General features: G+C 71.8%; 11 protein-coding genes. 8 read left to right on the top strand and 3 right to left on the bottom strand.

The window, feature by feature from the left end; translation table 11 throughout:
• Positions 1-55: 55 nt before the first annotated feature.
• Positions 56-622: a TetR/AcrR family transcriptional regulator gene (locus tag ABZ470_RS02915; RefSeq protein ID WP_362909566.1), complete on the bottom strand. Its 567-nt coding sequence runs from the start codon at positions 620-622 to the stop codon at positions 56-58.
• Positions 623-697: 75 nt separating this feature from the next.
• Between ABZ470_RS02915 and ABZ470_RS02920 the strand changes: the two genes are divergently transcribed.
• The 3 genes from ABZ470_RS02920 to ABZ470_RS02930 all read left to right on the top strand — a co-directional run bounded on the left by ABZ470_RS02920 (position 698) and on the right by ABZ470_RS02930 (position 5,315).
• Complete coding sequence (locus tag ABZ470_RS02920) at positions 698-3,823, top strand: cytochrome P450 (RefSeq protein WP_362909568.1); 3,126 nt, start codon at positions 698-700, stop codon at positions 3,821-3,823.
• Positions 3,824-3,897: 74 nt separating this feature from the next.
• On the top strand, positions 3,898-4,263 hold the full coding sequence (locus tag ABZ470_RS02925; protein ID WP_362909570.1) for a hypothetical protein: 366 nt from the start codon (positions 3,898-3,900) through the stop codon (positions 4,261-4,263).
• A 299-nt stretch (positions 4,264-4,562) separates the two neighbouring features.
• Positions 4,563-5,315 carry a TraR/DksA C4-type zinc finger protein gene (locus tag ABZ470_RS02930; RefSeq protein WP_362909572.1) on the top strand — a complete coding sequence of 251 codons (753 nt, stop codon included), beginning with the start codon at positions 4,563-4,565 and terminating at the stop codon, positions 5,313-5,315.
• Between the two features lie 39 nt (positions 5,316-5,354).
• Here ABZ470_RS02930 and ABZ470_RS02935 read toward each other — a convergent pair whose 3' ends face one another.
• Together ABZ470_RS02935 and ABZ470_RS02940 are read right to left on the bottom strand one after the other, a co-directional pair.
• Positions 5,355-5,912 carry an AAA family ATPase gene (locus ABZ470_RS02935; RefSeq protein WP_362780480.1) on the bottom strand — a complete coding sequence of 186 codons (558 nt, stop codon included), beginning with the start codon at positions 5,910-5,912 and terminating at the stop codon, positions 5,355-5,357.
• Entirely contained in the window at positions 5,903-6,931 is a 1,029-nt protein-coding gene (locus tag ABZ470_RS02940; RefSeq protein WP_352015144.1) for a GDP-mannose 4,6-dehydratase, read from the bottom strand. Before ABZ470_RS02940 ends, ABZ470_RS02935 begins: the two co-directional genes overlap by 10 nt.
• A 298-nt stretch (positions 6,932-7,229) precedes the next feature.
• On the opposite strand from ABZ470_RS02940, the gene ABZ470_RS02945 reads away from it, so the two are divergent.
• The 5 genes from ABZ470_RS02945 (at position 7,230) to ABZ470_RS02965 (ending at position 13,241) form a co-directional block, all read left to right on the top strand.
• Positions 7,230-8,474, top strand: coding sequence for a glycosyltransferase family 4 protein (locus ABZ470_RS02945; RefSeq protein WP_362909574.1), 1,245 nt, complete (start codon positions 7,230-7,232; stop codon positions 8,472-8,474).
• A gap of 25 nt (positions 8,475-8,499) precedes the next feature.
• Positions 8,500-9,213 carry a methyltransferase domain-containing protein gene (locus ABZ470_RS02950; RefSeq protein ID WP_352015142.1) on the top strand — a complete coding sequence of 238 codons (714 nt, stop codon included), beginning with the start codon at positions 8,500-8,502 and terminating at the stop codon, positions 9,211-9,213.
• 40 nt (positions 9,214-9,253) lie between these two features.
• Positions 9,254-10,318 carry a prenyltransferase gene (locus ABZ470_RS02955; RefSeq protein ID WP_362909576.1) on the top strand — a complete coding sequence of 355 codons (1,065 nt, stop codon included), beginning with the start codon at positions 9,254-9,256 and terminating at the stop codon, positions 10,316-10,318.
• Between the two features lie 107 nt (positions 10,319-10,425).
• The gene (locus ABZ470_RS02960) at positions 10,426-11,577 is read left to right on the top strand and encodes a DUF1702 family protein (protein WP_362909578.1); all 1,152 of its coding nucleotides are present in this window, start codon (positions 10,426-10,428) and stop codon (positions 11,575-11,577) included.
• A 44-nt stretch (positions 11,578-11,621) separates the two neighbouring features.
• Positions 11,622-13,241 carry a VCBS repeat-containing protein gene (locus tag ABZ470_RS02965; protein ID WP_362909580.1) on the top strand — a complete coding sequence of 540 codons (1,620 nt, stop codon included), beginning with the start codon at positions 11,622-11,624 and terminating at the stop codon, positions 13,239-13,241.
• Positions 13,242-13,251 lie beyond the last annotated feature (10 nt).

Consider the following 13,251-nt stretch of genomic DNA (forward strand, 5'->3'; position numbering starts at 1 on the left):
GGAATCGTGTGCGGCACCCCTTCTCCAGGACACTAGCGGGCGACTGCGACAAGTCTCAGGTGGCGCGGGACTCCAGCGCGTCCAGGATGAGGTCGATCGCGGCGTCGAAGGTGGTCTCGGCGTTCCCTTCCGGGTCCAGCCCGGCGAGCAGGCCACTGGTCTCCGCGGTCAGCAGGCCGGAGACGAAGGTGTAGAGCACCGTGCGGACGCGCACCAGCTCCCCGGCGGGGACCCCGGCGGCGGCCAGGACCCGGTTGAAGACCTCCCACATGCCGCCCTCGTGCTCGACGAGGTCGGGGTGGGCGTTGACGTAGGACCACAGGGCCGGGTGCGAGAGCGCGATGGAGCGGTAGGCGTGGGCCAGCGCGCGCAGCTGCTCCCGCCACGGGGTTCCGTCGTCGGGGGGCAGGCGCAGCCCGAGGGCGACGGCCGTACAGGCTCCGCGCAGCAGCGCGTCCTTGTTCTCCACGTGGTGGTAGAGCGACATGGGGTTGACGTCGAGTTCGGCCGCCAGCTTCCGCATGGACAGGCCCTCGACCCCGCCTTCGTCGACCAGCCGCAGAACGGCCGCGTATATCTCCTGGGTTGTCAGGGGTTGTCCCCTTCGCGCACTCACTGCCATACACCGTATGGTAGCTTGAGACATACAGTGTATGGCTGGCGGTTCCGGGAGGCCGCCCGGTAAAGGAGGAGTTCCATGTCGGTGACCCGTTCCATCCCCTCCCCCCAGGGGCTCCCTCTGCTCGGCAACACGCTCCAGATCCCCTCGCACTCGCCCGACGAGCACTTCAGGAAACTCGCCGCCGAATACGCCGAGGAAGGCCTCTTCCAGCTCGAACTGCTCGGCCGCAAGGTCCTGTTCGTCTACGACCCCGACATGGTCGCCGAGCTGTGCGACGAGACACGCTTCTACAAGGGCATCGACCCGCCGCTGTCCATCGTCCGCGACTTCGGCGGCGACGGGCTGTTCACCGCCCGCCACGACGAGCCGGTCTGGGGCCACGCGCACCGCATCCTGATGCCCGCCTTCAGCCAGCGCTCGATGAAGGCCTACTTCCCGCAGATGCTGGAGATCGCGCAGAACCTGGTCGGCAAGTGGGCGATCTCCGACGAGGTCAACGTGCCCGACGACATGACCAGGCTGGCCCTGGACACGATCTCCCTCACCGGGTTCGACTACCGGTTCAACTCCTTCCAGTCGCCGGAGCTGCACCCGTTCCTGCAGGCGATGGGCCGCTCGCTGACCGAGGCGATGCTCCGCAACCGGCAGCTCCCCCTGGTCACCAAGCTCAAGAAGCGGCAGGACACGGCCTACCGGTCCGACATCCAGGTCATGCAGGACCTGGTCGACGACGTCATCAGGCAGCGCAGGAGCACCGGCAGGGGCGACACCAAGGACCTGCTCGGCCTGATGCTCAAGGCCGCCGACCCGCGGAGCGGCGAGCGGCTCTCCGACGAGAACATCCGCAACCAGGTCCTGACCTTCCTCATCGCCGGGCACGAGACCACCAGCGGCCTGCTGTCGTTCGCGCTGTACAACCTGCTGCGCAACCCGCACGTGCTGGCCAGGGCCTACGCCGAGGTCGACAGACTGCTGCCCGGCGACACCGTCCCGACCTACGACACGATCATGAAGCTCGACGTGATCCCGCGCGTCCTGGAGGAGACGCTGCGCCTGTGGTCCCCGATCCCGGCGTTCGCCGTCAAGCCCTTCGAGGACACCGAGCTCGGCGGCTATCCGATCACCAAGGACCATGTCGCCGTCGTCCTGCTCGGTCAGCTGCACAAGCACCCCGGGGTGTGGGAGCGTCCCGAGGAGTTCGACATCGACCGCTGGCTCCCCGAGAACAGGAAGGGCCACCACCCGGCCGCCTACAAGCCCTTCGGCAACGGCGAGCGGGCCTGCATCGGCCGCCAGTTCGCGCTGACCGAGGCCAGGCTGGCCCTGGCCATGGTGCTGCAGCGCTTCGCGATCTCCGACCCGGACGCCTACCGGATGAAGATCAAGCAGATGCTCACCCTCAAGCCCGAGGACTTCACCATCCGGGTCAGGGAGCGCAGGGCCCACGAGCGGGGCACCGCGGAGACGGTGGAGGCGGCGGAGACCGTCCGGGAACAGCCGGTGGAGGTGGCCGTCACGGGAGTCGGCCTCACCGTGGCGTACGGTTCCAACCTCGGCACCGCCGCCGACGTCGCGGAACGGCTGGCCGAGGTCGCGGGGCGCTCCGGCTTCGCGACCACGCTGACCACCCTGGACGAGCTCGAACCGCCCTCCGAGGGGCTGCTCGTGGTGATCACCTCGACCTACAACGGCAAGGCCCCCGACAACGCCCAGCGGTTCGACGCCCTGGAGGGGCTGCCCGCCATGGACGGGGTGCGCTTCGCGCTGCTCGGCTGCGGCAACACCCAGTGGCCCACCTACCAGGCCTTCCCCAGGCGCGTCTTCGACAAGCTCACCGCGGCGGGAGCCGTACCGCTCGTCGAACGGGGTGAGGCGGACGCCGACGGCGACTTCGACGGCGACGTCTCGGCGTGGACCTCAGGGCTCTGGGCGGCGCTGGCTGCCGAGTACGGCACGTCGGCGGCCAAGGCCGGTCCCCGCTACGAGATGGACGTCCTCACCGAGGCCGACGTGCGGCCCGCGGTCGTCTCCCCGCAGGCGGTCCCGCTGACCGTGGTCTCGGCCGAGGAGCTGACCGGCGACCCCACCGGCCTGTGGGACTTCTCCCGCGAGCTGCCCAGGCCCGGGGTGCGCTCGATCGTGGCCGAACTGCCCGAGGGGACGTCCTACACGGCGGGCGACCACATCGCCGTCTTCGCCAAGAACGCCCCCGAACTCGTCGAGTGGGCGCTGCGTCAGCTCCACGTCCCCCGCGACCAGGTCGTACGGCTGCGCGCCAGGGGGACGACCCACCTGCCCGTCGACACCCCGGTGACCGCGGGGCTGCTGCTGACCGAGTTCGCCGAGCTCCAGGAGGTGGCCACCCGCTCCGACCTGGCGACCCTGGCCGAGCACACCCGGTGCCCCTGGACCAGGGGCCAGCTCGCCGAGCTTGAGGCCTCCTACGCCGACGAGATCCTCGCCAAGCGGGTCTCGGTGCTCACGCTGCTCGAACGCCTCCCGGCGATCACCCTGCCGCTGCCGGCCTTCCTGGAGATGGCCGGGCCGATCAGGCCGCGCTACTACTCCGTCTCCTCCTCGCCGCTGGCCGACCCCCGGCGGATCAGGATCACCGTCGGCCTGGTCGAGGGGCCCTCCTGGTCGGGCGGCGGTTCCTACCGGGGCATGTGCTCGGCCTACCTGGCGGGCCTGGAGCCCGGCGACGTCTTCTACGGATACGTACGGGTTCCCAGCCCGCCGTTCCGGCTGCCGGACGACCCGGCGACGCCGGTGATCCTCGTCGGCCCCGGCACCGGTTTCGCCCCGCTGCGCGGCTTCCTTGAGGAGCGGGCCCTGACCGGGGCGTCCGGACCCGCCGAGGTCTTCTACGGCTGCCGTCACCCCGAGCACGACTGGCTCTACCGCGCCGAACTGCTCGGCTGGCAGGAGGCCGGGATCGCCCGGGTGCACACGGCCTTCTCCGCGCTCGACGGACACCCCTTCAAGTACGTCCAGGACGCGGTCGCCGCCGAGGCGGACCGGGTGTGGGAGCTGCTCGAACAGGGTGCCCACGTCTACGTCTGCGGGGACGGCCTCCGCATGGCTCCCGCCGTACGGCGTGCCCTGGCGGAGATCCACCACGACAGGACCGGAGGCGACGGCGAGGCGTGGCTGCGCGAGCTGGAGGCCCAGGGCCGGTACCAGCAGGACGTCTTCGCCTGACCCGGCGGTGAGATAGGACATTCCACCCCATATCTAAAGTGCCCTTTCGCGGAACGTCGACTATGGTCGAGGTGATGAGGGAACCGCGGTGGGGCACACCCAGGCCCACCGCGGTCACGGCGGTGGGTCTGCTTCTCGTTCTTCTGCTGGCCGCCGTCTCCCCCTCCCCGTGGTCCGGCGGCTGGAGGCCTGCGGACGCGGGCACCGGCTTCTGGGTCCCCGGCACCGACACCGCCGGTCACTCCACCGCGCCGAGACTGCTCGCCGGTGGGACCGAGCACCTGCCGACGCCGGGACAGCTCCGCTCCCTCCTCGCCGTCGGCGCCACGGTCGCGACCCCCGGGCCGCCGCCCTCCACCTGGCGCCCGACCGGCCCCGCCGCCGCGCCCAGACACGACGTCCAGCGCGCCGTCACCTCGCGCAGCCCGCCGGCCGCCTGACGGCGCCCTCTTGAAGGCCACCGGCTCTCCGTAGGCGAGACGACGCGTGGAAGGCCCGTCCCCGGGCAGTCCACGTCCATGATCGCGTCAACGACGACGGCCTGAGGGGGCCCCGCTGCCCCTTTTCTCTTCTTTCCTGCCCCGACGGGGACCGCGTCGAGCGGTGACCGGCCGGGGTCCCACAGTCGTGCGGTGCTTTCGCGCCGCCCTGCCTTTCGAGTTCCGGCTTTCCCGGCGGAGACCGTGTCCAGCCGTGACCGGCCACGACCGCCGTGAGTCATCCAAGGAGTCGATGTCCCATGGGCGACATCAGGTCGACAAGCAGGCTGCTTGAGGACTACCAGCGTCACACGACGCATCTGGAGGAACTGCGCGCGCTCCTGCACGAACGGCTCGGCGCCGCGCGGGACGCCATGACCGAGAACGAGACCGAACCCGGGAGCGAGCCGGCGTCCCCGGAGGACCCGGGGGAGCCCGTCTCCCTGTCCGCCAGGCGTGCCGCCCGTGCGGCGCGGACCGTCGTGGAGATCGAGGCCGCGATCGAGCGGCTCGACTTCGGGGTCTACGGCACCTGCGAGCACTGCGGGGCCTTCATCGCGCTGCGACGGCTGCGGCAGGTGCCGCACACCCGGCACTGCGACGACTGCGACACCCCGCGCGCCCGCCCCTCGGGGCCGGCCCTGGCGAGCTTCCCGACCCTCAGAAAGGACCAGAACACCATGATCTCCGACGTCCACCTCAGCAGCGTCCAGCTCGACAGCATCCGTGAGGAGCTCGAAGGCCAGCTCCTGCGGTGGACCAGGCAGCTCTCCGAGCTGGAGGCCGCGGTCGGCGACGACTCGGTCGAGGTCTCGGAGAAGTCGGCCCTGCTGGCCGACATCGTCTCCGCCGAGCGCAGCGCCTCCGTCCTGCGCGCCACGCTGGGCGAGATCGCCGAGCTGACCTACGGCCGCTGCGACGGCTGCGGCTCCGGCATCCCGTTCGAGCGGCTCAAGGCCCGTCCGCTGGCGCGCTTCTGCATGCAGTGCCAGCGCCGCCACGAGAACGGCTGACCCGGCCCCGGCGACCGGGGCCCGTCGAAGGCGGTCAGCTCAGCCGCCGACGCGGGCCTCGGTCCACGCACGGGCGAGGATCTCCTCGACGGTCTCCTCGGGGGTCTGTTCCGAGGTGTCGAGCCAGAGGCCGAGACGCGGGGTCCGCTCGCGCAGAACGGCGTCGAGCGGACCGGCCTTCCAGTGGACGTAGGCGTCCTTGGCCCGCGCGGCCTCACGCGCCTCGACGACCTCGGCCCTCGGGGCGAGCACGACCACCAGCAGGGGGCGGGCGCGGACAAGCCGGGTCATCTCCACGAGATGCTCGCCCAGCACGACGTCCTGGGCCACCACGGTGAACCCGGCCGCGAAGTACTCGTCGCAGGTGGCCGCGGTCAGCCGGTGCCGCAGACGCAGTTGCGCCAGCGCCTCGGCGGAGGGTTCGGGAGTCATCTCGGCCCTGCCGCCGACCACCATGCGGCGGAACACGTCGCCGCGCACGTGCGCCGAGCGGGGCAGCCGCTCGGCCAGCCGCTGCGCCACCGTTGACTTGCCCGCCGCCTGGATGCCCGTGACCAACAGGACGGCCCGCCGCCCGGCCTCCTCGCTCAGGGCCATGAGGAGTCCTGCTCGGGGTCGCCGCCCTCGGACAGCAGTTTCAGGTCGGACTCGACCATCATCGTGACCAGTTCCTCGAACGAGACCGAGGGCTCCCAGCCGAGCTGTTCACGGGCCTTCTTCGGGTCGGCGCACAGGAGGTCGACCTCGGCCGGGCGGTGCAGGGAACGGTCGGTGACCACGTACCGCTCCCAGTCGAGCCCGGCGGCGGCGAAGGCCGCCTCGACCAGCTCACGAACCGTGTGCGTACGGCCGGTGCCGATCACGTAGTCCTCCGGCGGGCCCGCCTGCAGCATCAGGTGCATCGCCCGCACGTAGTCGCCCGCGTATCCCCAGTCGCGGCGGGCCTCCAGGTTGCCCAGGCGGAGCCGGTCGGCGAGCCCGAGCTTGATGCGGGCGACCCCGAGGGAGACCTTGCGGGTCACGAACTCGGCGCCCCGACGCGGGGACTCGTGGTTGAACAGGATCCCCGAGACCGCGAACATCCCGTACGACTCACGGTAGTTCTGGGTGAGGAAGTGGCCGTAGGCCTTGGCGACGCCGTACGGCGAGCGGGGGTGGAAGGGGGTGATCTCGGTCTGCGGAGTCTCCCTGACCTGGCCGAACATCTCCGAGGACGACGCCTGGTAGAACCTGATCTGGCCGGATTCCGCGGGGGTGCGTGAGGAGGAGACACCCGAGCAGACCCTGATGGCCTCAAGCATGCGCAGCACGCCCATCCCGGTGACCTCGCCGGTCAGCTCGGCCTGTTCCCACGACATCGGCACGAACGAGATGGCACCCAGGTTGTAGACCTCGTCGGGCTGGACCTTCTCAACGGCGGAGATCAGCGAACCCTGGTCGAGGAGGTCGCCCCGGACGAGGCGGACGTCCCGCAGCAGCCTGCGCACCCGGGAGACACGGGGGTTGGCCTGTCCCCTGACGAGTCCCCAGACCTCGTAACCCCGATCGAGCAGGCACTCGGCCAGATAGGAACCGTCCTGCCCGGTGATACCGGTGATCAGCGCGCGCCTGGCCAAGGCGTCCTCCTCGCTTGTGAAGCTCGTGAAGTGGGACTTCCGCTCGGCTGAGTGCCGTGTGACGGCGAATGTATCGCCCCTCCCGTCGCCGGGCACGACTCAGGGCCCCAGTACCCTAGAACACGTTCCACCGAACGTCGTTCGGTTGGCGTGATGCCGCAGTTGGCGCGCGACAGAAGTGGCTTTAGCACCGTTTCCACATTAGGTGGAAGAGAGATACCGAATGGTAAGATCCGAATACTGAGGTCATCTTTCACGGTACCTGTCCCCTTCCGGACAGGCTGAGGAAGGGGTTGCCGTGCCTGACGCGGACTCCCTGCGGGTCGCGCTGCTGTCGTACCGGAGCAAGCCGACCTGTGGCGGGCAGGGCGTTTACCTGCGTCACCTCAGCCGTGAACTGGTCGCCCTCGGGCACCACGTCGAGGTCTTCTCCGGCCAGCCGTACCCCGAACTGGACGAAGGGGTCGTTCTCAACAAGGTCCCCAGCCTGGACCTCTACCGTGACGAGGACCCCTTCCGCACCCCCAAGCTGGGCGAGTACCGCGACTGGATCGACCTTCTCGAAGTCGGGACCATGTGGACCGCCGGGTTCCCCGAGCCGCTGACCTTCACCCTGCGGGCCCGCCGCGAGCTGGCCAAACGCGTCGGGGACTTCGACGTGGTGCAGGACAACCAGACGCTCGGCTACGGCCTGCTGGACATCCAGAAGCTGTTCCCCGTGGTCGGCACCATCCATCACCCGATCAGCGTCGACCGCAGGATCGAGCTGAGCGAGGCCCCGCTGCGCAAGCGCCTCACGCTCAGAAGGTGGTACGGCTTCGTCAGGATGCAGGCCAGGGTCGCCCCCAGGCTGAACCCGATCCTGACCGTCAGCGAGTCCTCACTGGCCGACATCCACCGCGACTTCAACGTGCCGCAGGCCAACATGCGGCTCATCCCGCTCGGGGTCGACACCCGCTACTTCCACCCGCGCCCCGAGATGCCCAAACGGCCTGGCTCGATCGTCGCGGTCGCCAGCGCCGACTCCCCCATGAAGGGTGTCGCCACCCTGCTGCGGGCGGTCGCCAAGCTCGCCACCGAGCGCGAGGTGAACCTCACCGTGGTGAGCAAACCGACCCCCGGCGGACCGACGGAGAAGCTGGTCGCCGAACTCTCCCTGCGGGAGCGGGTGAGGTTCGTGCACGGCATCTCCGACACCGAGCTGGGCGAACTGATCGCCACCTCGGAGGTCTCGGTCGTGCCCTCCCTCTACGAGGGCTTCTCCCTGCCCGCCGTCGAGCACATGGCCTGCGGCACCCCGCTCGTCGCCTCACGGACGGGGGCGCTGCCCGAGGTCGTCGGCGACGCCGCCGTCCAGGTCGCCCCCGGAGACCCCGAGGAGCTGGCCACCGTACTGCGGCGCCTGCTCGACTCCCCCGAGGAGCGGGCCGAGGTCGGGCGCAGGGGCTACGACCGGGTCATGGAGCGCTACACCTGGCGCGTCGTCGCCCAGCGCACCGTGGACGCCTACCGCGAGGCCATCGCCGCGCACAACGCCCGGTGACCGACCACTTCACAAGGAGCGGCAAGTGCTGACCGTCGACTTCGACCGGCTGCCCGTCGGACCCGGCCTGCGTGTCCTCGACCTGGGCTGCGGGGCGGGACGGCACGCCTTCGAGGTGCTGCGCAGGGGCGCGGACGTGGTGGCCTTCGACATGGACGCCGAGGAGCTCGAAGGCGTCGCGGGCATGTTCGCCGCGATGGCGAAGGAGGGCGAGGTGCCCGAGGGCGCGGTCGGTGAGACCGTGACCGGCGACGCGCTGAAGATGCCCTTCGAGGACGCCACCTTCGACCGGGTGATCGCCGCCGAGGTGCTCGAACACATCCCCGACGACATGAGCGCCATGCGGGAGATCTTCCGGGTGCTCAAGCCCGGCGGCCGCGCCGCGATCACGGTGCCGAGTTTCCTGCCGGAACGGATCTGCTGGGCGCTCGACGAGGCCTACCACACGGCCCCCGGCGGGCACGTGCGCATCTACACCCTCGCCGAGCTGAGCGCGAAGCTGAAGGCCGTCGGCATGGAGATCGGCTCCCACCACCACGCCCACGGACTGCACGCGCCGTACTGGTGGATCAAGTGCGCGGTCGGTGTCGGCAACGACGACCACCCGCTGGCCAAGGCCTACCACGAGCTGCTGGTGTGGGACATCATGAAACGCCCCGCCGTCACCCGGATCGCCGAGACGCTGCTGAACCCGTTCATCGGCAAGAGCGTGGTGCTCTACGTGCGGAAGCCCGCGTGACCCGGTACGGCCCCGCGCCCCGAGACGACCGGAGCGGCCGATGAGGCGGGAACTGGTCGTCGAGACCGCCCTGAGCATCGCGGCCGTGCAGGAGACCGACGGCGGCGTCCCCTGGCCCGAGGGGCACGTGGACGCCTGGAACCACGTCGAGTGCCTGATGGCCATGGGCGTCGCCGGGCTGAGCGGTCCCGTGCGCAGGGGTTACGACTGGCTGGTGCGCAACCAGCGCGCGGACGGCTCGTGGCCGATGAAGCTGGTCGGCGGCCTGGCCGTCGAGCGGGGCGGGGAGTCCAACCACGCCGCCTACGTCGCGGTCGGCGTCTGGCACGAGCTGCTGGTCACCGGGGACGACGGCTTCGCCCGCGAGATGTGGCCCGTCGTCAGGTCCGCGCTGGACTTCGTGGTCGGGCTGCAGACCGCCCGGGGCGAGGTCGTCTGGGAACGCGCCGCCGACGGCGAGCCCGCGGGCTACGCCCTGCTGACCGGCTGCGCCTCCATCCACCAGGGGCTGCGCTGCGGCGTGCTGCTCGGCGAACGTCTCGGCGACCCGCAGCCCGACTGGGAGCTGGCCGCCGACCGGCTCGCCCACGTGCTGTCCGACCACCCCGAGGCGTTCGCCGACAAGAGCCGCTTCTCGATGGACTGGTACTACCCGGTCCTCGGCGGCGCGGTGCGGGGTCCCGCCGCGCGGGCGCGGCTCGCCGCCGAGTGGGCCGTCTTCGTCGAACCCGGCCTCGGCGTGCGCTGCGTCTCCGACCAGCCGTGGGTGACCGGCGCCGAGTCGTGCGAGCTGGTGCTCACCCTGGACGCCCTCGGCGACCGGGACGAGGCGCTGCGGATCTTCACCGACATGCAGCACCTCAGGCACGAGGACGGTTCCTACTGGACCGGCTGGCAGTTCGCCAACCAGAAGTGGTTCCCGCACGAGCGTTCCGCCTACACCGCCGCCGCCGTGGTTCTCGCCGCCGACGCCCTGTACGGCCTCACCCCGGCCTCCGGGCTGTTCAGGGACGTGCGCGGCGCCATGCCCGGCTCCACGGAAGACCGGGCCGCCGACCGCCCGGCCCAGGACTGCGGCTGCAGCCACGCCGGTTCACCCGCCTGACGACCCCGCGTCCGAATCCCCTCCCCCGAATCTCTTCGCCTGAATCTCTTCGCCCGAATCCGAGGCGGTGCTTGAAGGCTCGGGGACGGCTCACTACGTTCGGGCACGTGAGCGACACGGAGGGCGACGGAGAGATCGCGGGGGGCGACGGAGAGATCGCGGGGGGCGACGGCGGCGTGACGACGGTCGCCGCACCCCATCCAGGTGTGCCCGGTCCCGGGGCACCGGAGCCGGAGAAGGGCGAGCGCACCGTCCCCGTCCGCTCTCCCTGCCCTGCGCCCCGTGCCCCGTCGCCCGCCCTGCCACCCGGCGATCCGGCACCGGGCAGGCCGCGTGGCCTGCCCGGGTTGTTCTGGCAGGACCCCGATCGGACCGGGTTCGGGGTGCGGCGTTTCCGGCTCGGCCCGGCCAGGGAGCACCTGGAGAACGCCGGGCGGGCGTGCGTCGCCGGGCACAACGCGGTGATCGCGGGCGAGCCCGAACGGATCGACGGCCTGCGTGAGGAACTGCGCGGCTTCGCCTACGAGGGGGCGGGCATGGCCTGCGCGTCCCTCGACGTGCTCACCGCGTCCGGCGGCAAGCGGCTCAGGAACCTGCTCAGCGGCCAGGGCGTGCGCTACCCGCACATGATCCACCTGGGTGCCGGCCGGGGATACGCCCGGCTGCGGATGCGCCCGATGTGGGGCATCCACTCCGTCCACCCCCTGCTGCGCTGGCTGGCCTTCGACGGCTTCGGCTTCCACCAGGGCTTCTACGCCGCCGACCGGACGGTCGGGCGTCAGCGTACGGCGGGCCTGCTCGACCGGACCAGGCGGGCGATCTTCGACCAGGGGGTCGGCCGGATGCTCTGGTTCCACGAGTGCGCGGGCGTCGAGGACGTCGTCCTCCGGTTGGCCGAGTTCCCCCTCGGCCGCCGCGCCGACCTGTGGAGCGGGATCGGGCTCGCCGCCGCCTACGCGGGCGGCGCGCGGGCCTGCGAGCTGGAACGGCTCAGCGCCGCGGCGGCCGAGGACGGCTTCCGCGCCCACCTCGTGCAGGGCGCCGCCTTCGCCTGCTCGGCCCACCTGATCTCAAGGACCGTGCCCGAGCACACCGCCGAGGCCGTCCTCGCCCTGTGCGAGGTCGGCGTCGAGGAGGCGGGCGGCTGGACGGACACCGCGCTCGTCGCCCTCGGGCACAACGCGCACACCGGCGACCACTACCAGGCATGGCGGGCCGGGGTCAGGAAGGCCTGGGCGAGGCGCAACCGCGGCTCGTGACCGAAGTACGGCCAGGCGCGACGTCCAGGGACACGGCCGATGCCGTGCCCCCGGTCCGTCCGGCCGCCCTGGTGGCGCTGGCGGCCGTCGCCGTCGGGTGGGCGCTGACCGGTACGGCGGAGCCCCCCGCCCCCTCCCCCACCACCCCGGTCTTCTCCTTCGCCGCCGACCGGCTCGGTGGTTCCGCGACGGGAGTGGCGCTCTTCGACCTCGACGGCGAGATCGTCTCCGACGACGTCTGCCTGGCCGACCCCCGTCACGGCGGGGTGACCGTGGCTCCCGTGCCGGGCACCCACGGCGGCTACCGGCCGTTCAGGCTGACCGCCCCCGGCCCGCGCGGGGTGCCCGTCGGATGCCTGCCCGCCGACCTCGACGAGGACGGCGCGCAGGACCTGGTCGTCCTCTACCGGGACCGTTCCCCCTCCCTGTTCGTCCGCCTTCCCGGGACCCGCCCCTCCGCCACCGCCTTCGCCCACCGTGAGCCCGCCGTACGGCCCGGGCCGTGGAACACGGCCGCCGCGACCGTCGGCGACTTCGACGGCGACGGCCACCTCGACCTGGTCCTCGCCGCCGGGACGACCTCGGGCGGCTCGTCGCCGGACGTCCACGACGGCGGGGCGCGGCTGTACCTCGGGACGGGGACGGGCACGTTCACCGAGGCGCCGCAGGCGTTCGGCGAGGCCGGGCGGACGGGCGGGACGCTCGCGCTCGGCACCCGGGACCTGGACGGCGACGGGCTGCCGGAGCTGTACCTCGCCAACGGCCTCGGACCCGACACGCTGCTCGTCAACGAGTCGGCACCGGGCAGGGCCGCCTTCCGGGTGGCGTCAGGCACCCGGGACCTAACCACGCCGAGGTCGTCCGTCCTGGGCCGGGACTCCTCGGACAGCGGGGCGGTCGCCTTCACCGACCTCGACGCCGACGGCGCGCAGGACATCCTCATCGGGCGGGGCCCCGACGAGATCGGGCCCGTCTTCGTCTCCACGGTCCTGCCCGGACTGCGGGAGCACCTGCACGAGGGCGAGGCGCCGTACGAGGACCGGGCCGGGGAACTGGGGCTCGGCCGTACCGGACGGGTGTGGGACGTCGAGACCGCCGACCTCGACAACGACGGCCACGACGAGATCATGTACGCGGTCGCGGCGCCCGGGGGCGTCGCCCTCTTCACGCCGGGCGCGGACGGCCGTCACACGAACGTGGCCGGACCGGTGCCTCCCGGGGGCGACGCGACGGCCCTGGCGGTCGGCGACGTGGACGACGACGGCCGTCTCGACGTCGCGGTCTCCGGTCCCCTGACCCCGGCCACGCTGTACCGCAACCACGGTGTCACCGCCCCCTTCGTCGGCCTGCGTCCCCGCCTGCCCGCCGGTCCATGCGGCGCGGCGCACGGCGCGGCAGGCGTGACGCGCCCGGCGATCGGGGCGGAGGCCAGACTGAGGCTGCCGGACGGCGGCACACTCGCCGGGCAGCTCTACCCCGCCGCCTCCGCCCCCGAGTTGCTCCTCGGCCTCGGCGAGACCGACACGGGTGAGGCGGCCCTGCCCGTCGCCCTGTCCTGGCGTGACGAGTGCGGCGTCCCGCGCACCGCCACCGTCTCCCTCGACCCCGGCTGGCACGACCTCCTGCTGACCCCCCAGGGCGTGACGGAACTGAGGAACCCATGACAGCTCCTAC

Source organism: Streptosporangium sp. NPDC020072, from assembly GCF_040631445.1.
Taxonomy (GTDB): domain Bacteria; phylum Actinomycetota; class Actinomycetes; order Streptosporangiales; family Streptosporangiaceae; genus Streptosporangium.